Genomic DNA, 16,888 nt, shown 5'->3' on the forward strand with positions numbered 1-16,888 from the left:
GGTTTTCGTGAACGAATCCGGCAAAACACCGAAGCGCGGCACCGGGGGCCAGGGCTCCACCAGGGCGACCGGCGGGGCGACCGGCGGCGCGGAGAAGCCCCCGCAGCGCGGCGCCGCGCCCGCCGCCAAGGCCCGCGCGGGCGCCGGGCCGGAAGGCAGGGCCCGGGGGGCGAAGGGCGCCCCGGAAATGGCCGCCCAGGCCCGCCAGGAACCGCCGGCGCTGGCGCAGCGGCGGCAGATGACGGTGTCCAAGCCGGAGTTGATGATGGACGGATCGGATCGCGCCTTTCGCCAGCTGGTGCATGACACGCTGGCTTTCGCCGCCCGCATCCAGGAGGTGCGCAGCCGCCTCGGCGCGCTGATCGGGCTGTCGGGCGCGCAATACACCATCCTCGTCGCCGTCGCCCATCTCCAGGACCGCGAGGCGGGGGTGGGCGTGAACCTGCTGGCCGAGCACCTGCACCTGTCCGGCGCCTTCGTCACCATCGAGGTGAACAAGCTGGTGGCGGCCGAGCTGGTATCGAAGGAGGTCAATCCGGAGGACCGCCGGCGGGTGCTGCTGACCATCACCGAGAAGGCCGGCCGCCTGCTGGACGAGCTGACCACGGTGCAGCGCCCGGCCAACGACACGCTGTTCGACTGCCTGACGGCGGACGAGTTCCACGCGCTGCGGTCCATCGTCTCGCGCCTCGTCACCACCGGCGACCGCACCCTCAAGCTGCTGGAATATCTCGCCCCCGACGGCAGCCTCGGCAGCACGCCCGCGCCGGCGCGGGACTGAGAGGCCGGCCTCCGGCCGACGTCAAGCGGCTTGCCCACGCGCCCCGTGGGATTGAGCGGCGCCTCAGCGCTCCGCCGTTCCCAGCATGCGGGCATAGACGGCGGCGAGCTCGCGCTGGAAGCGGGGCAGGCCGAACCGGGCATCGGAGCGCCGCCGGCCCGCCGCGCCCATGGCCGCCCGCAGCGCCGGATCGGCGGCGAGGCGCAGCATCGCGGCGGCGAGCGCGGGGGCGTCCTCATGCGGCACGAGGAGGCCGGTCTCCCCATCCGCCACCGCCTCGGGAATGCCGCCCACGTCGGTCGCCACCACCGGCAGGTCGGCGCTCATGGCCTCCAGCAGCACCAGCGGGAAACCCTCCGTATGGGTGGCGAGCACGAGGGCGTCGATGGCGGCGTAGAAGCGGCCCATCTCGCCCTCGAAGCCGGCGAAATGCACATGCGCCCCGGCGCCGGTCTCGCGCAGCAGGTCGGACAGCACTGCGAACTGCGCCCGGTGGGCGGCGTCCACGTCGGTATCGCCCACCACCAGCACATGCACGTCCGGCCGCGTCCGCATCACCTGCGCCGCCGCGCGGATCAGCGTCGCGTGGTCCTTCTGGTGGCTGACGCGCGCCGGCATGCCGAACACCACCGCCTCTTCCGGCAGTCCGTAATGCGCCCGCGCCGCGCCGCGCGGCACCGTCGGCGGGGCGGGCGGGGCGGCGTCGTAGAGCACCTCGCCCCGCCCCGGCCGCACCGGGAAGTCCTGGTGCCGGGCGGCGCTGGCGGAGACGTAGAGATAATGCTCCACCGGGCGCAGCAGCAGGCGGTCGGTGTCGGTCAGCCGGGGATGGTCGGCGCGCACGTGGCAGACCACCCGCGCCCCGGCGAGGCGCCCGGCGAGCGCGGTGAAATAGGCCCCCAGCACCTCCCCCGCATGGACGATGCGCACCCCCCGGCGGCGGAAGTCGGCGGCGAGCGCGAAGGTGTTGCGCAGGAACGGCCAGGGCCGGCGCAGGCGGATCTCCGGCTGGGCGAAGCGGGCGGTGGCGAGCCCCCGGTCCGCGCACAGGGCGTCGAGCCGCGCCGCCTCCGGCGTATCGGGCAGATAGAGCACATTGTCGTAGCCCGCCGCCCGCGCCGCCTCGGCGAGGCGCACCGTGGCCAGTTCCGTCCCGGCCAGATTGGTCCAGGGAATGATGTGGGCCACGAGCGGGCGCGTGGCAGGCGGGCGGGCGGCGAGCGGTGTCATGCCCCCTTATAGCGCAGCCGCGCCCGCCTGCGGCGCCTAGGTGCGGCCGGACGCCCCGCTGCGGGCCGCCGCGAGCCCGGTTAGGGTGCCGGGGCACTGCGGCTTCGCGGACAATTGGGGGACATCGGCATGAAGACGCGCCTCGCAATCCTGGCGCTGCTCGGCGGGCTCGGCCTGCCTGCGGCCCGGGCGGACGACCTGACCTTCTACCAGAAGCCGGTGACCTCGGCGGCGCAGTGCCACGCCGCCTATGGCGGCATGCATCCCGACTGGCAGACGAACAAGGCGTTCAAGCTGTCCACCGCGCCGGACGGGCGGGAGCGGGCGATCATGTGCCTGCCGGACGGGGTGAGCGAGTGGGTCTGCGATCCCAGCACCGGAATGCTGCACGTGGCGGTGCAGGTCGACAAGACGCTGAAGGAGTGCACCACGCTCACCCCCAAGCTGCCGGTGCTGCCGCAGCCGTCGCTGTTCGCGCCGAAAAGCTGACCGCCGCTTAGCGGAGACTGCCCCTCGCGCCGGCCCTTCCGGCCGGTCTCCACGCGAGAAGATGTGGGCAGCCGGGCGCGGGCGGGGCCGGGTCTGGAGTTCCCCGCGCGGGTGTCCTATAGGAGGCGTTCTGTCCCGGCCCCTGAAGGGGCCTGCACCGTGCGGGTGTGGCGGAACCGGTAGACGCGACGGACTCAAAATCCGTTTCTGGTGACAGAGTGTCGGTTCGAGTCCGACCACCCGCACCATTCTTCCCCGCCCCAGCCTGCGTTGCACCCGTCTTCGGGACGCGATCTTCGTGGCGCCGGCTCAGGCGCCGCCCACCGGCCGCCCGGCCTTGTAGGCGTCGAAGAAATCCCGCGACGAGACCAGATCCGCCAGGGCCCGCAGCTGGCCGGCGGCCGGGCCGAGCACCAGTTCCACCCGGCTGTTGGCCGCCGCCCACAGCGCCACGCCCTCCTCCAGCCGGCGGGCGCCCAGCGGCGTCAGCGCCGCATGCTTGGTGCGCCGGTCGTGGGCGTCGGGCCGCAGTTCCACCAGCCCGTCCCGCAGCAGCGGGCGCAGTGCATGCGTCAGCGCCGAGATGCGGATGGCGAGGCGGTCCGCCAGCGCCTGGAGCGTCGGGCCATCCGCGCCGCCGAGATTGTGGATCTGCGCCAGCAGGCCGAACTGCGTCGCCTTCAGCGCCAGCGGGGCGACCGCGTCGTCATACAGCAGGCCGAGCTGGCGGGCCGCCCGGCGCAGCGAGGTGTTGGTGCAGACGAGGTCGCCGAACACGTCGACGGCATCGGCCGCCGCTGCGTCCGGCCGGGCATCGGGATGGTGCGGAATGGGCATGCGGCTAAAATAGTTGAGCACCGTAGGATTGAAAAGGGGCAAGGCTTCCGCTACATGCTTGAGCACTCAATGTTTGAGCCCTCAACTTCTAGCGAGACTGCTCATGTCCACGCCCGCCTCCCAGCCTGCCCAGAAACCCATCGCCGTGGTGACCGGCGCCTCCGCCGGCATCGGCGCGGTCTATGCCGACCGCCTCGCCGCGCGCGGCTATGACCTCATTCTCGTCGCCCGCCGCGCCGACCGCCTCCAGGCGCTCGCCGCCACCCTCGCCCAGGCCCACGGGGCGCAGGTGGAGGTGCTCGCCGCCGATCTGGAAAAGGAGCCGGATCTCGCCCGGGTCGAGGCCGTCCTCGCCGCGAACCCCGGCATCCGGCTGCTGGTCAACAATGCGGGCCTTGCCCGGCTGGCCCCGCTGGCCCAGGCGCCGCTCGCGGATTCGCTGAGCCAGATCGCGCTCAACATCACCGCCCCGGTCCGCCTCGCCCAGGCCGTGCTGCCCGGCTTCGTCGCCCGCAACGCCGGCACCCTCATCAACATCGCGTCCGTGCTCGCGCTCAACACCCTGCCGGTCAGCTCCGTCTACAGCGGCAGCAAGGCCTTCATCCTGGCCTTCAGCCGGGGCCTCCAGGCCGAGCTGGCGCAGACCGGCGTGCGGGTGCAGGTGGTGCTGCCCGGCGCCACCGCCACCGAGATCTGGGATGCCTCGGGCGTGCCGCTGGCGGCGCTCGACAGCAGGATCGTCATGACCACCGAGGCGATGGTGGACGCCGCCCTCGCCGGCCTCGACAGCGGCGAGGCCGTGACCTGGCCCTCGCTCGCCGATCCCGCGCTGTGGGAGGCGTTCGAGACCGCGCGCGCCACCGTGTTCGGCGCCTCGCAGACCGGCCAGCCTGCCCCGCGCTACGCCGCCTGACCGCAGGCCGGGCGGCCCGCCCCCCCCAGGCGCCCGGCCACCAAAATCCGGGGAGCCCGCCCGCCGGCCCGTCGACAGGCCAGGCGGGCGGGATTATCTATAAAATATGAAAGAGCCGAAGGCAGACACGATCGCGGTGCGCATCAGCCGCGTCCTGGCGGAGCGGATCATCGCCGGGGCCATCGAGCCCGGTGCCCGGCTGCGGCAGGACCATGTGGCCGCCGAATTCGGCGCCAGCCATGTGCCGGTGCGCGAGGCCTTCCGCCGGCTGGAGGCGCAAGGGCTGGCGGTGAGCGAGCCGCGGCGCGGCGTACGGGTGGCCGCCTTCGACCTGTCCGAGGTGCGCGAGGTGGCCGAGATGCGCGCCGCCTTGGAGGTGCTGGCGCTGCGCCACGCCGCCCGCAACCTCACCCCCGCCATCCTCCAGGCGGCGGAGGAGGCGACCAAGGCGGGCGACAATTCCCGCGACGTGCGCTCCTGGGAGGAGGCCAACCGGCGCTTCCACCGCCTCATTCTGACGCCCTGCGCCATGCCGCGCCTGCTCGCCAGCATCGACGACCTGCATGCGGCGAGCGCCCGCTTCCTGTTCGCCGCCTGGCGCTCCGACTGGGAGGCGCGCACCGACCACGACCACCGCGCCATCCTCGCCGCTCTGCGCCAGGGGCAGGTGGACGCCGCCTGCGCCACGCTGGCCTCCCACGTGCAGTGGATCGGCCGCAAGCCGGTGACCTCGCAGGCCGGCAAGACCCGCGACATCTTCGCCATCGTCGGCTGAGCCGGCCCGCGCGGTCGCGGCGCCGGCGACGGCTGATCCCGCCCAGGGCATCCCCGGGGCCGGGGGCTTGTGCCCGCGCCGGGTTTATGGACTCCTATAGATATAGATTTTGAATTATCTATAATTTAGGAGTTCCGATGACGTCTCCCCACGCGCCCGGCGCCGCCGCCCGCTCCCTCCCCCTGGCCGCGCAGGCCGCCCTGGTGCTCGGCGGCGCGCTGGCGCTCACCCTCAGCGCCAAGGTGCAGATCCCGTTCTGGCCGGTGCCGATGACGCTCCAGACCCTCGCGGTCATGGCCATCGCGCTGTCGGTCCCGCCGCGCCTCGCGGTCGCAGCCATGCTGGCCTATCTCGCCGCCGGCGCCGCCGGCCTGCCCGTCTTCGCCGGCAGCCCGGCGCGCGGCGTCGGCCTCGCCTACATGGCCGGGCCCACCGGCGGCTACCTCGCCGGCTATCTCGCCGCCATGGCCCTCACCAGCCGCCTCGCCGCCGGGCGCGGCGTCGTCGGCCGCACCGGCGCCATGCTGGCGGGGCTGGCATTGGTCTATGCCCTCGGCCTCGCCTGGCTGGCCGTTTACGTCCCCGCCCGCGCGCTGCTGGCCCAGGGATTTGCCCCCTTCATCCTCGGCGACCTGGTCAAGATCGCCTGCGTCGCCGTGCTGTCCTGCTGCGTCCCGCCGCGCGCGGAGGCCGGCCGGTGACGCCCGCCCGCTGGACCCAGGACGCGGCGCAGGCGCTCTACGACGCCCCGCTGCCGGAGCTGATGTTCCGCGCCCAGGGCGTGCACCGGGCGCGGTTCGACCCTTGCGCCGTTGAGGCGGCGAGCCTCGTCAGCATCAAGACCGGCGGCTGCCCGGAGGATTGCGGCTACTGCTCGCAGAGCGCCCACCACAAGACCGGGGTCGCCGCCACCAAGCTGATGGAGGTGGACAATGTGCTGGCGGAGGCGGCCCGCGCCAAGGCCGGCGGGGCGACGCGCTTCTGCATGGGGGCGGCGTGGCGCGGCCCGAAGGCGCGCGACATGGATCAGGTGTGCGCCATGATCGCCGGGGTGAAGGCGCTGGGCCTGGAGGCCTGCGTCACGCTGGGCATGCTGACGCCGGCGCAGGTGGCCGCCCTCGCCGGCGCCGGGCTCGATTACTACAACCACAATGTGGACACCTCGCCCGCCTTCTACCCGCGCATCGCCACCACGCGGACCCTGGACGACCGGCTGGAGACCCTGGCCCATGTGCGGGCCGGCGGGGTGAAGGTCTGCTCCGGCGGCATCGTCGGCATGGGCGAGAGCGTGGCGGACCGGCTCGCCATGCTGGTGCTGCTGGCCAATCTCGATCCGCCGCCGGAGAGCGTGCCGCTCAACATGTGGAACGAGATCGCGGGCACGCCGGTGGCGGCGATGCAGGAGAAGGTGGACCCCGTCGCCTTCGCCCGCCTGGTGGCGGTGGCGCGCATCCTGATGCCGGCGAGCGTGGTGCGCCTGTCCGCCGGTCGCCATGCCCTGAGCGACGAGGCGCAGGCGCTGTGCTTCCTGGCCGGGGCCAATTCCATCTTCACCGGCGACATGCTGCTGACCACCGGCAATCCGGCGCGCGAGGCCGACGTCCGGCTGATGGCGCGGCTCGGCCTCCGGCTGGAGGCGGTGACGCCGCGCGCGGCGGCGCCAGCCTGAGCCCGCCCGGCCGGCGGATCAGCCCGCGGACTTGCGCGCCGGGAAGGCGACCCTGATGACGGCGCCGTCGGCGCCGTCCTTGGTCTCGATGGAGCCGCCGAGCTGGCGGGCGAAGCCGTGCGCGAGGTCCGCCCGCCCCTCGTCGAGGCGGCCCTCGGCCGGCTCGGAGGCGAGGATGGTGATGACGAACGCCGCGCCTTCCAGGGCGCAGGTGAGCTGGAGGCGCACCGGCGGGCCGGCGTTCGGGCGCGCCATGCCCATGACGATCTCGGTGACCATGAGCGCCAGCGGCACGGCGAAATCGGTCGGCAGGGTGAAGTCCTCCGCCTCCACCGCCACGGCGACGTTGCGGTCGGCGGCGCCCTCCAGCAGCACCACCATCTCGCGCAGCAATTCGTGCACCCGCACCTGCGAGCCCTCGCTCGCCTCGTAGAAGATGCGGTGGACCACGGCGAGGGTGTTCACCCGCACCCGCAATTGCTCGAACCGCCGGCGGTCGTCGCCGGGCGCGACGCCCGAGCCGTAGAGGCTGAGCAGCGACACCACCACCTGGAGGCTGTTCTTGATGCGGTGGTGGATCTCGCGCACCAGCGCGGTCTTCTCCGCCAGATTGTCGCGCAGCCTGGCGTCGCGCTCGCGCACCGCCAGCGCCATGTCCTCGATGGCGTGGCCGAGCACGCGGAACTCGCTCGGCGCCTGGTGCATGCGGGTGGGGCGGAAGCCGTAATGGCCCTGGGCATAGACCGCCGTCACCCGGCGCATGTAGAGCAGCCATTGCAGCACGATGCGGTCGGTGGCCAGCCAGATGGCCACCAGCGTGAAAATCACCATTACCACCGGCAGGACGAAGCTGATCATCACGTGCACGGTGGTCCAGCGGAACAGCTCGTCCTTCGGCCGGGCGATGGCCACCATCAGCCCGTGCCGCTCCAGCGGCGCCACGGCGAAGGTCCACACCGTGCCCGCATCGTCGCGCGCCTCGCCCAGTTCGCCGGCGAAGGTGGACAGGTCGCGGCCCGAGAACATCCGCCGGCTGGCGGTGCTGGCATTGGAGGCCACCTCGCGGCCGGAGGCATCCAGCAGCGCGATGATGCCGGCGGTGGGCGCCATCTCGCGCTTGAGCAGGTTGTCCAGCCACTGGCCGTTGATGCCGATGGCGAGCGCGCCGTCGAAGGCGCCGTCGGCGCCGAACAGGGGCAGCGTGCCGATCAGGATCTCGCCACGCGTCACCGTGCTGAGCATGCGCGCGCTCAGGGTGAAGTCCTTCTCGCGCACCGCCGCCCGCCACCACTCGCGCTCGGCCACCACGTTGTCGTTCGGCGTCAGCGCCGAGCAGCGCAGCGCGCCGGTGGGCCCGAACAGGCTGATGTTGGTGCTGAACAGCACGCTGAGGTTGGCGCCCGCCAGCGTCGCCTGGCAGTCGGTGTCGGCATTGCGCACGTCATTGGCGTTCTTCAGCGCCTGGAGCACGTTCTCGGCGGCGGCGAACACGTTCTGCACGCTGCCGGCGGCGGCGATGGCCGACTGCACCAGGCGCTGCTGCGTCTCCTCGGCGGCACGGCGCAATTGCAGCACGCCTTGCAGCATGCAGGCAGAGGCGATCGGCATGATGGCGATGAGGATGACCAGGAGCAGCCGCCGCCGGACACTGTCCAAGAGAGACCGGGGATGCCCGAGGGCCGATGCGAAGATGCTGGCGCGCTCCCTCCGCCACGCCTCGACCGCTTCCCGTTGCCGCGACGACATTCACTGCTCCCGTTCGGCCCGAAACACGCGGGCCACCCCCCAACCTGCCCCGCCCCGGGCAGGGTGCCGCCCTCCGCGGCAGGTGCCGCGCCTCCCGGTCCGCCGTCGCGATCTCCCGCTTGAATGGGCTGTGCCCGGAAGACGCGCAGGGTATAATGCCGGCAGCCGCTTTCCTGTTCCTTTGGTGGGGAACTTTCTTCCCCGCGGCGCGTTGTAAGCGACCTGTCGAGGCGAAGTCACAGCATGCCACAGCAACAGCTTATCAAGCAGCTTCCGTTTCTCCGTCGTTACGCCCGCGCGCTCCTCGGTTCGCAGAAGGCCGGCGACGGCCTCGTGCGCGACACGCTCCAGGCCGTGCTGGACGGCGGCGTGAGCGTCGATCCCAACGTGTCCTCCCGCGTCGCGCTCTACCGCGCCTTCCATCAGGTGTGGGGCCGGCGCCCGGTGCCCGATGCCGGCGCGGGCAGCGCCGCCGACCAGCGGCTCCAGCAGTTGAACGTCGGCTCCCGCGTGGCGCTGCTGCTCACCGCCATGGAGGGCTTTTCCTTCGCGGAAACCGCCTCCATCCTCTGCGTCGGGGTGGACGAGGTGGAAGCCCAGGTGATCGCCGCCCAGGCGGAGATCGACCAGCAGCTCGCCACCCGCGTCCTCATCATCGAGGACGAGTGGGTGATCGCGCTCGACCTCAAGACCCTGGTGTCGGAGCTCGGGCACGAGATCGTCGGCGTCGCCCCCACCCACACCAAGGCGGTGGAGCTGGCGCGGCACGGCGACTTCGGCCTCGTGCTGGCGGACATCCAATTGGCGGACGGCTCGTCCGGCATCGATGCGGTGACCGACATCCTCCAGACCTTCGACGTGCCGGTGATCTTCATCACCGCCTTCCCGGACCGCCTGCTCACCGGCGAGCGGCCGGAGCCGACCTATCTCATCACCAAGCCGTTCCTGAGCGAGACGGTGAAGGCCACCATCGCCCAGGCGCTGTTCTTCCACCAGAGCAAGGCGGAGGCGGCGGCCGCCGCCGCCCCGTCCGCCCGCATCGCCTGAGGCCGGCCGAAACCGGCGGACAGCGTGGGCTTAGCTGGAACTTACCGCTCCGCAGGACGTTTGAGAGGCATGCCCCGCCCCATCGGGCATGCCTCTCACACACAGCGGAGACTGAACATGGTGGACAAGCCGGACCCCGTGGCAAGCGAACCCAGCCTCGCCGACGTGCGCGCCGACCTCGAGCAACTGCGGGTGGATTTCGCCAAGCTGGTGGAGACGCTCGGAACCACCGCCAAGCACAGCGTCAAGGGCGCGGCCAATGAGGCCGAAGCCGCCGCCGGGGAAATGACCGACTGGGCCGAAGGCCAGGCGGAGACGCTGCGCACCTGCATCCAGTCCCAGCCGTTCACGGCCATCGCGGTTGCCGCCGGCGTCGGCGCCCTGCTCGGCCACCTCATGCTGCGGCGCTGAGCGCCATGGCCGTCCGCGCCTTCCTCCTGTTGCTCGCCGCGGGATTCGTCTGGATCGCGGAGGTCTTTCTGGCGATCGGCCTCTACGGCGCGCTGGAGCCCCGGCTCCACGCGCCGCTGGCGGCCCTCGCCACCGCGCTCGCCGCCGTGGTGCTGACCGCGCTGTTCGGCATGATCGCCCTGTGGCGCCGCCGCAGCCCGACCTTCGACGCCTCGGCGGCGGGGCTCGGCGCCCTGTCGGCGGTGACGCGCTTCGCCGAGCGCCACCCCATGGCCACCGTGGCGGTGGCGGCGGGCGTGGGCGTGCTGCAAGCCGTCCTCGCCGGCCGCCGCCGCTGACGCGCGCCGCCCCCATCGCCCGGGGCGACGGAGACGGCAGGCGCATAAGCCGGCGGACGGAGGGAACAGCACCGGCCGGGCGGCGTTCGATAGCCGGGCGGCCAGCGCACCGGGCACTACCCCTCCCTCCCCCCGGTCTCCGGTGCGTCGGCCGCCCGCTCCGTTCCGGCGCGGCCCGAAAGGGCGCCCAGAACCCGCGGCGCGGCGGAACGCGCGCGCCGTCAGGCCGCCTTGAGGGCGGCGACCTCCGCCAAAGCGTCGGCAATGGCCCGCTGACGCTGCTCCGGCCCGAGATTGACCCCCTCCGCCCGCACATAGGAAATGTCGCGGACGCCGAGAAAACCGAACACCGTGGCGAGAAGGCTCTCCTGGTGGTCCATCGCGGCCATGGGCGAGGGCGCGGAATAGATGCCGCCGCGCGACGAGGCGATGATCACGCTCCTGCCGCCGGCCAGCCCTTCGATGCCCGAGGCCGAATAGCGGAACGTCCTGCCCATCACGCACAGGCAGTCGAGCCAGTCCTTCAACTGGCTGGGCGGGCCGAAATTGTACATCGGCGCGCCGACCACCACGATGTCGGCGGCCAGGAACTCCTCCAGCACGACGTCGGCCCGCGCCGCCGCGTCCCGCCCCGCCGGGGTCACCTGCGCCCCGCCCCGCACGGCGGCGGCGACGCCCTCGGCCACCTCGCCGGCGAGGGCGCCGGCGTCATATGAGGCCTTCAGCCGGGCGAACAGCAGGTCCTGCGACTGCTGCGGCACCGGGGCGACCGCCAGATCCCGGTAGACCACCGAAAGGCCCGGCGTGATCGCGGCGAGGCGCGCGACGACGCTGGCGGAAAGCTGGCGGCTGACCGACTGCGCGCCAGTGATGCTGGAATCGATATGCAGGAGGTTCATGGGACGAACTCCGGAATGAGGGCATGGCGAACCGTTCCCGCGACTGGGCTTTCATATTTGCCGTTGGGAACTTTTTGTTCGTTGCGCTAAAATGCATGGCGCCCGAAAACGCACAAGGAGGCACTATTTTGAGCGATGCGCACATGGATGTTCGCGCGGCCCCGCCGGACCATTCGGAATGCCGCGCGGTGGCCGACGTGCTCACCCGCATCGGCGACAAATGGACGGTGATGGTGGTGGGCGCGCTGTCGAAGGGCCGGATGCGCTACAGCGAGATCTTCCGCCAGGTGGGCGGTGTCTCGCAGCGCATGCTGACCCTGACGCTGAAGGGGCTGGAGCGGGACGGCCTCGTCAGCCGCACGGTCTATCCCACCATCCCGCCACGGGTGGAGTACGAGCTGACCCCGCGCGGGCGCTCGCTGATCGAGCCGCTGCACGCGCTGATGACCTGGGCCCATGCCAACCGGGCCGGCATCGACGCCTGCCGCCAGGATTTCGACCGCCGCGCCTGAGCGGGCGCGTCAGTCCTCCGCCGCGAAGCCCAGCTCGCGCAGGGCGCGCCGCAGGGCCGACACGTCGTACGGCTTGGGCAGCAGCGCCAGGCGCTCATGCTCGCCGAACAGGCTCTGCAACTCGGCCCGGCCATAGCCGCTGGCGATCATGATGGGCAGGTCGGCGCGCCGGCTGACGAGGCGCTCGACCAGTTCGTTGCCGGGCATGTCCGGCAGGCCGAGATCGACCACCGCCATCACCAGCCCCGCGCCGTCGCGCTCCATGTAGGAGAGAGCGCCGCCGGCGGTGCTGGCCACCGCCACGTCGAACCCCTCGTCCTCAAGGATCTGGCGCGCCACCATGGCGACGAACGGCTCGTCTTCCACCAGAAGGGCGGTGCCGCGCGGCTCCGGTTGCTCCAACACGTGTCTCACCTTTCCCGCGAGTTCCAGAGGGGTGAAGGGCTTTGTCAGCACAGGGGCCTGTGCATCAAGCGCCCCATTATGGACGATTGCATGACGGGCGAACGCCGTCGTGTAGAGCACCCTGAGGCCGGGGCGCAGCCGGCGGGCCTCGTCGGCCAGGTCCCGCCCGTCCGCGCCGCCGCCCAGGAACAGATCGGTCAGCAGCAGGTCCACCCCCGCGCCGCCGCGCAGCATGTCGAGGGCCGCCTCGGCGGCGGCCGCCTCCTGCACCTCGTAGCCCTGCGCCTCCAGCAGGCCGGCCGTATGGGCGCGCACCGCGCCCTCGTCGTCCACCACCAGCACCGCCGGGCGCCGGGTGCCGGGCGCGCCGGGCATCTCCTCCTGCGCCTCCCGCGCCCCGCCGACCTTGGGCAGGTAGAGCTTGACCGACGTGCCGGCCCCCACCTCGCTGTAGATCTTGATGTGGCCGCCGGTCTGCTTCACGAAGCCATAGACCTGGCTGAGGCCGAGCCCCGCGCCCTCCCCGCTCGCCTTGGTGGTGAAGAACGGATCGAAGGCCCGGCTGCGGGCGTCCGCGCTCATGCCCTCGCCATTGTCGCTGACGCACACCGCCGCATAGGGTCCCGGCACCACCTCGCCGTGGGCTTGGGCATAGTCCTCGTCCAGATGGACGTTGGCGGTCTCGATGGTCAGTCGCCCGCCGGCCGGCATGGCGTCGCGCGCGTTCACGGCCAGATTGAGCAACGCGCTCTCCAGCTGCCCCGCATCCACCTCGGCCTGCCACAGCGCGGGATCGAGCACCATGCGCACCTCGACGCGCGGGCCCAGCGTCCGGCGCAGCAGCTCGCACATGCCCTCCACCAGCCGGTTCATGTCGACGGGCCGGGGGTCGAGCGGCTGGCGGCGGGAGAAGGCCAGCAGCCGCCGGGTCAGGGTGGCGGCGCGCAGCACGCCCTGGCGGGAATGGTCGAGAAAGCCCGCCACCTCGCCCTGCTGCGGCAGCAGCCGCCGCTCGGCGGCCTCCAGATTGCCCAGGATGATGGTCAGCAGATTGTTGAAATCATGCGCGATGCCGCCGGTGAGCTGGCCCACCACCTCCATCTTCTGGGCGTGGCGGAGCTGGACCTCGGTGGCGATGCGCTGGTCGATCTCGGCCTGGAGGCGGGCATTGGCCTGCGCCAGCTCGGCGGTGCGCTGCGCCACCAGGGCCTCCAGTTGTTCGCGCGAGCGCGCCAGGGTCTCGCGCGCCTCCATGATGTCGGAGATGTCGGTGCAGGAGCCGAACCAGCGCGCCACGGCGCCGTCCCCGTCGCGCACCGGCACCGCCCGGCACAGGAACCAGCGATAGGCCTCGCTGCCGCGCAGGCGAGCCTCGGCGCTGAACGGATCGCCGCCCTTCAGGGCCGCCTCCCACGCGCCGAACGCGGCATCGCGGTCCTCGGGATGGAGATAGGCGTCCCAGCACCGGATCTGTTCCGACGCGCCGGTGAATTCCTGCCAGCGGGCATTGAAATAGTCCGCCTGCCCGTCGGCGCCGGCCGTCCAGACCATCTGCGGCAGGGCCTCGGCCAAATGGGAGAAACGCAGCGCGCTGTCGGGCAAGGCTCTCTCGGCTCGCTGGGCGGGCCCAAGCTCCGTGGCCGGCGACGGCACCGAAGCCCAGGCGGCAAGGAAGGGCGTAGGCGATGCCGGGCGACGCCGCATCGGCGCGCGGGTCTGCCGGCGGTGTTCAACGCGGTCCCGGCGACGCGGTTCCGCCGCGCCGGCCCTCGCCGGCAAAATACACCCCCGGTCCGCGCGGGGCGGGCCGGGGGCGATGGGGGCCGGTGCCGGGGTCAGCGGGTGGTGGAGGTCGCCGGCGCCGTGGTGTTGCTGCCGGTGACGGCGCCGCCGGTGGACGGCGGGCGATAGGCCTGGAAGCTCGGGGCCGCCTTCAGTTCGTCCTTCGAGTGGCGCAGCACCAGCTTGTCGCCGGTGGTGGCGCGCACCATCTCCAGCGACTTGAAGGGCACCGCGACGCTCTTCTCGCCGACGCCCAGGAAGCCGCCCACGCCGATGACCACGGCCAACACCGAGCCGTTGCCGTCGATGACCACGTCGCTGATGTCGCCGAGCGTCTCGTCGGCGCCGCCGCGGACCTTGCTGCCCATCAGCTTGGAGGCCAGCCACTGGTCCTGGCGCTGGGCCTCGACGAAGGTGCCGGAGGACGTGGCCGCGCTGGCGCCCGGCGCGGGGGCGGAAGCCTCCGGCGGGGAGGAAGCGGCGGGCGGAGTGGCGCCCGGAGCCGCGCTCTGCGCGAACACCGGCGAGGCCATGAGGGCGACCAGCGCGGTCGCCGCGATCGTCGTCTTTCGCATTGCATGCTCCATAAATCGAGACTGCGCAGTAACGCGAGTCGTTACATCCCGGACAACTCGCTTTCCTGCCATCCGTTCCGTACATTTCATGCATCAACGAGAAGATGCGCCAGCTATATTCCCGCATTCCTCTGAGGAATGTGGGCAGCCTAGCCGCGCTCACCACTTGTTAAGGTTTGCCGCCCACCCTCCGGCGGCGCGGCAAACCGGAGCTTTGCTGCGAAAGCGCTTGTGATTGCTGGAATTACGATCGCTGGACATCGCGACCCGCATGTCCCGCCACCCGAAGCAGGCCGGGCAGGAACTTCCCGGCGCGGGCGGCGTTAGGGCAGACAAGATTTCGCCACCAAAAGGCCGAGAAGCGGAAATCCCATGCTGGTGTTGAAAGAAGGATCCCTGGCCCTCCTCACCGCGATGCTCGCCATCACGGTCGGCCTCGGCATCAGCCGCCTGGTGGACACGCCCCAGCGTTGGGCCGAAGGGCAGGTGGTGATCCATCCCGCCGACAGCGCCGCCCCGACGCCGGGTCCCGCTCGGCTGGTGGTGAAGCCGGCCCGCGCCGCGCCGCATCTGCCGGCCGGCGAGCACTGAGCCGCCCCCTGACAGAGCACCGCACCCGCTTGCGCTTCGCCCGCGCCGGGTCCATCTCCAGGGGCAGAGAATGGTGGAGATGATCGTGCCGAATACCCCGACAGTCCCAGGCGCCCGCCGCTTCGCCGGCTTTCTGGCCGTGGGCGTGGTCATGGCCGGCCTCGCGGCGCCGGGCATGGCGATGGCGCAGCAGACCAAGCCGACGCTGCCGCAGATCTATATCGCCCCGGTGCCGGGACAGAACACGGCGCCGCCGCAGCCGCGCCAGAACATGGTGCCCACCCCGCCCCCGACCACGCGGCCCAACGAGGGCGATTCCTCGCTGCGCATCCAGGGCGGCAGCACCCGGCGCCAGCCGCTGCCGCAGAACCAGCAATAACCGGCCGGCCGCCGGCGCGGCGGCGGCATCGCCGCCGAGCGTGGGAATGCGGCCACAGTGGCGGAAAATTCACCAAGCTTTGTTCCAAGACAAAGCCCGGGCGGCAGGCTTGTGCTTGCCGCCCCGTGAGTTTTCGTGGCACCAATTTGCAAGGCAGTCGTTCCGAGAGGCTTCATGTTCCGCGCGCTCTCCGATTTCATTTCCGACATCTCCGGCGGGCGGCGCGAAGCCAGTGCTTTTGAGGACAATGACTATCGCCTCGCCTCGGCGGTGCTGCTGGTCCATGTGATGGCCATCGACGGCGCGGTGACGGACGAGGAGCGGGAGGTGCTGAAGACCATCCTCTCCAGCCGCTTCGATCTGACCGAGAGCGACACCGACGCGCTGGTCGAGCTGGCCATCACCCGCGACGCCGAGGCGGTGGATCTTTACGCCTTCACCAGCATCCTCAACCGCGCCCTCGACGAGGAGGGCCGGCTGCGCGTGGTGGAGATGATGTTCGAGGTCGCCTATGCGGACGGCAACCTGACCGAATTCGAGGACAATCTGGTGTGGCGGGCCGCCGAGTTGCTGAACATCGGCTCGCGGGATCGCGTGCGGATCCGCCGCGACGTGCGCAGAGAGGCGGAAGGGGACGGTGGACACGAGAGTTGACAGCCGGCCGCTGGGCGAGCCGGACGAGGATCGGGGACCGATCCTCACCATCCTGCATCAGGCGCATTCCACCCCGGGGCGCCTCGGGCGGCTGATCGAGCTGCGCGGCTACACGCTCGACGTGCGCCGGCCGGCGCTGGGCGACGCCCTGCCCGAGCATCTCGACGACCATCGCGGCGTGCTGGTGTTCGGCGGCCCCATGAGCGTCAACGACCCCCTGCCCTGGCTGAAGACCGAGATCGACTTCGTCGGCAAGGCCATGGCGGCGGACGCACCCCTGCTCGGCGTCTGCCTCGGTGCCCAGCTCATGGCGCGGCAGCTCGGCGCCCGGGTCGGCCGGCACGCGGGCGGGCTGTCGGAGATGGGCTATTATCCGCTGCGGCCAACGCCCACCGGCGCGGAGCTGCTGCCCTGGCCCAGCCATGTCTACCACTGGCATTCCGAGGGCTTCGACCTGCCGGCGGGCGCCGAGTTGCTGGCCACCGGCGACGTCTTCCCCAACCAAGCGTTCCGCTATGGCCGCCACGCCTTCGCGGTGCAGTTCCACCCCGAGGTCACGCACGAGATGATGTGCCGCTGGACCTCCAAGGGCGCCGCCAAGCTGTCGCAGCCCGGCGCCCAGCCGAGCCACGCCCATTTCGACGGCTGGTATCGCCACGACCCGGCGGTGTGCCACTGGCTGGAGCGGTTCCTGGATGCCTGGCTCGACCTGACGGTGGAGGACCCCGACTGAACGTCCTGCCTCAGGCGCAGATTTACCTCGCATTTTGACTGCGGCATCACGCAATAGTGTAGCGCCCCCCCCCGGGGCGCGCTCCCCGCCTCCTCCTCCGGTCTCCCATGCCGCTGCCCGCC

General features: G+C 71.7%; 20 protein-coding genes and 1 tRNA gene. 15 read left to right on the forward strand and 6 right to left on the reverse strand.

Annotated elements, in window-relative coordinates; all coding sequences use genetic code 11:
• The first annotated feature begins 7 nt into the window (after positions 1 to 7).
• A complete protein-coding gene (locus tag YU1_RS28925; RefSeq protein ID WP_245263286.1) occupies positions 8 to 781 on the forward strand; it encodes a MarR family winged helix-turn-helix transcriptional regulator in 774 nt (257 codons plus the stop codon).
• Between the two features lie 63 nt (positions 782 to 844).
• On the opposite strand, the gene YU1_RS31925 is transcribed toward YU1_RS28925, so the two are convergent.
• Positions 845 to 2,011: a glycosyltransferase gene (locus YU1_RS31925; protein ID WP_051356717.1), complete on the reverse strand. Its 1,167-nt coding sequence runs from the start codon at positions 2,009 to 2,011 to the stop codon at positions 845 to 847.
• Positions 2,012 to 2,140: 129 nt separating this feature from the next.
• Between YU1_RS31925 and YU1_RS0110230 the strand changes: the two genes are divergently transcribed.
• Together YU1_RS0110230 and YU1_RS0110235 are read left to right on the forward strand one after the other, a co-directional pair.
• On the forward strand, positions 2,141 to 2,500 hold the full coding sequence (locus tag YU1_RS0110230; RefSeq protein ID WP_029003979.1) for a hypothetical protein: 360 nt from the start codon (positions 2,141 to 2,143) through the stop codon (positions 2,498 to 2,500).
• 161 nt (positions 2,501 to 2,661) lie between these two features.
• Positions 2,662 to 2,748, forward strand: a tRNA-Leu gene (locus tag YU1_RS0110235).
• A gap of 61 nt (positions 2,749 to 2,809) precedes the next feature.
• On the opposite strand, the gene YU1_RS0110240 is transcribed toward YU1_RS0110235, so the two are convergent.
• Positions 2,810 to 3,337 (reverse strand): MarR family winged helix-turn-helix transcriptional regulator, encoded by a 528-nt coding sequence (locus tag YU1_RS0110240; protein ID WP_035714896.1) that lies wholly within the window; start codon positions 3,335 to 3,337, stop codon positions 2,810 to 2,812.
• A gap of 103 nt (positions 3,338 to 3,440) precedes the next feature.
• Here YU1_RS0110240 and YU1_RS0110245 point away from each other — a divergent pair, with 103 nt between their 5' ends.
• The 4 genes from YU1_RS0110245 to bioB all read left to right on the forward strand — a co-directional run bounded on the left by YU1_RS0110245 (position 3,441) and on the right by bioB (position 6,694).
• Positions 3,441 to 4,250 (forward strand): SDR family NAD(P)-dependent oxidoreductase, encoded by an 810-nt coding sequence (locus YU1_RS0110245; RefSeq protein ID WP_029003981.1) that lies wholly within the window; start codon positions 3,441 to 3,443, stop codon positions 4,248 to 4,250.
• 106 nt (positions 4,251 to 4,356) lie between these two features.
• Complete coding sequence (locus YU1_RS0110250) at positions 4,357 to 5,025, forward strand: GntR family transcriptional regulator (protein WP_029003982.1); 669 nt, start codon at positions 4,357 to 4,359, stop codon at positions 5,023 to 5,025.
• A 137-nt stretch (positions 5,026 to 5,162) separates the two neighbouring features.
• Positions 5,163 to 5,726, forward strand: a complete 564-nt coding sequence (locus YU1_RS0110255; protein ID WP_029003983.1) for a biotin transporter BioY — start codon at positions 5,163 to 5,165, stop codon at positions 5,724 to 5,726.
• Positions 5,723 to 6,694, forward strand: coding sequence for a biotin synthase BioB (bioB, locus tag YU1_RS0110260; RefSeq protein ID WP_029003984.1), 972 nt, complete (start codon positions 5,723 to 5,725; stop codon positions 6,692 to 6,694). The genes YU1_RS0110255 and bioB overlap by 4 nt, the downstream gene beginning before the upstream one ends.
• A gap of 18 nt (positions 6,695 to 6,712) precedes the next feature.
• On the opposite strand, the gene YU1_RS0110265 is transcribed toward bioB, so the two are convergent.
• The gene (locus YU1_RS0110265; RefSeq protein WP_029003985.1) at positions 6,713 to 8,440 is read right to left on the reverse strand and encodes a sensor histidine kinase; all 1,728 of its coding nucleotides are present in this window, start codon (positions 8,438 to 8,440) and stop codon (positions 6,713 to 6,715) included.
• 243 nt (positions 8,441 to 8,683) lie between these two features.
• Between YU1_RS0110265 and YU1_RS0110270 the strand changes: the two genes are divergently transcribed.
• The 3 genes from YU1_RS0110270 (at position 8,684) to YU1_RS0110280 (ending at position 10,236) form a co-directional block, all read left to right on the forward strand.
• On the forward strand, positions 8,684 to 9,487 hold the full coding sequence (locus YU1_RS0110270; protein ID WP_029003986.1) for a response regulator: 804 nt from the start codon (positions 8,684 to 8,686) through the stop codon (positions 9,485 to 9,487).
• Positions 9,488 to 9,604: 117 nt separating this feature from the next.
• On the forward strand, positions 9,605 to 9,898 hold the full coding sequence (locus YU1_RS0110275) for a glycine zipper domain-containing protein (RefSeq protein ID WP_029003987.1): 294 nt from the start codon (positions 9,605 to 9,607) through the stop codon (positions 9,896 to 9,898).
• Between the two features lie 5 nt (positions 9,899 to 9,903).
• Complete coding sequence (locus tag YU1_RS0110280; RefSeq protein WP_029003988.1) at positions 9,904 to 10,236, forward strand: hypothetical protein; 333 nt, start codon at positions 9,904 to 9,906, stop codon at positions 10,234 to 10,236.
• 221 nt (positions 10,237 to 10,457) lie between these two features.
• Here the strand turns inward: YU1_RS0110280 and YU1_RS0110285 are convergent, their stop codons facing one another.
• On the reverse strand, positions 10,458 to 11,135 hold the full coding sequence (locus YU1_RS0110285) for an FMN-dependent NADH-azoreductase (RefSeq protein WP_029003989.1): 678 nt from the start codon (positions 11,133 to 11,135) through the stop codon (positions 10,458 to 10,460).
• 143 nt (positions 11,136 to 11,278) lie between these two features.
• Here YU1_RS0110285 and YU1_RS0110290 point away from each other — a divergent pair, with 143 nt between their 5' ends.
• Positions 11,279 to 11,647 carry a winged helix-turn-helix transcriptional regulator gene (locus YU1_RS0110290; RefSeq protein ID WP_029003990.1) on the forward strand — a complete coding sequence of 123 codons (369 nt, stop codon included), beginning with the start codon at positions 11,279 to 11,281 and terminating at the stop codon, positions 11,645 to 11,647.
• Positions 11,648 to 11,656: 9 nt separating this feature from the next.
• Here YU1_RS0110290 and YU1_RS28935 read toward each other — a convergent pair whose 3' ends face one another.
• Together YU1_RS28935 and YU1_RS28940 are read right to left on the reverse strand one after the other, a co-directional pair.
• Entirely contained in the window at positions 11,657 to 13,654 is a 1,998-nt protein-coding gene (locus YU1_RS28935; protein ID WP_051356719.1) for a hybrid sensor histidine kinase/response regulator, read from the reverse strand.
• Positions 13,655 to 13,887: 233 nt separating this feature from the next.
• Positions 13,888 to 14,409: a PRC-barrel domain-containing protein gene (locus YU1_RS28940; RefSeq protein ID WP_051356720.1), complete on the reverse strand. Its 522-nt coding sequence runs from the start codon at positions 14,407 to 14,409 to the stop codon at positions 13,888 to 13,890.
• A 372-nt stretch (positions 14,410 to 14,781) separates the two neighbouring features.
• Between YU1_RS28940 and YU1_RS0110305 the strand changes: the two genes are divergently transcribed.
• The 4 genes from YU1_RS0110305 to YU1_RS0110320 all read left to right on the forward strand — a co-directional run bounded on the left by YU1_RS0110305 (position 14,782) and on the right by YU1_RS0110320 (position 16,766).
• A complete protein-coding gene (locus YU1_RS0110305; protein WP_029003991.1) occupies positions 14,782 to 15,000 on the forward strand; it encodes a hypothetical protein in 219 nt (72 codons plus the stop codon).
• Between the two features lie 70 nt (positions 15,001 to 15,070).
• Positions 15,071 to 15,379 carry a hypothetical protein gene (locus tag YU1_RS0110310; RefSeq protein WP_029003992.1) on the forward strand — a complete coding sequence of 103 codons (309 nt, stop codon included), beginning with the start codon at positions 15,071 to 15,073 and terminating at the stop codon, positions 15,377 to 15,379.
• A 174-nt stretch (positions 15,380 to 15,553) separates the two neighbouring features.
• Positions 15,554 to 16,033, forward strand: coding sequence for a tellurite resistance TerB family protein (locus tag YU1_RS0110315; RefSeq protein ID WP_029003993.1), 480 nt, complete (start codon positions 15,554 to 15,556; stop codon positions 16,031 to 16,033).
• Complete coding sequence (locus tag YU1_RS0110320; protein WP_245263287.1) at positions 16,017 to 16,766, forward strand: glutamine amidotransferase; 750 nt, start codon at positions 16,017 to 16,019, stop codon at positions 16,764 to 16,766. Before YU1_RS0110315 ends, YU1_RS0110320 begins: the two co-directional genes overlap by 17 nt.
• The last annotated feature ends 122 nt before the right edge of the window (positions 16,767 to 16,888 follow it).

Origin of the sequence: Azorhizobium doebereinerae UFLA1-100 (assembly GCF_000473085.1) — a bacterium.
In the GTDB taxonomy this organism is placed as follows: domain Bacteria; phylum Pseudomonadota; class Alphaproteobacteria; order Rhizobiales; family Xanthobacteraceae; genus Azorhizobium; species Azorhizobium doebereinerae.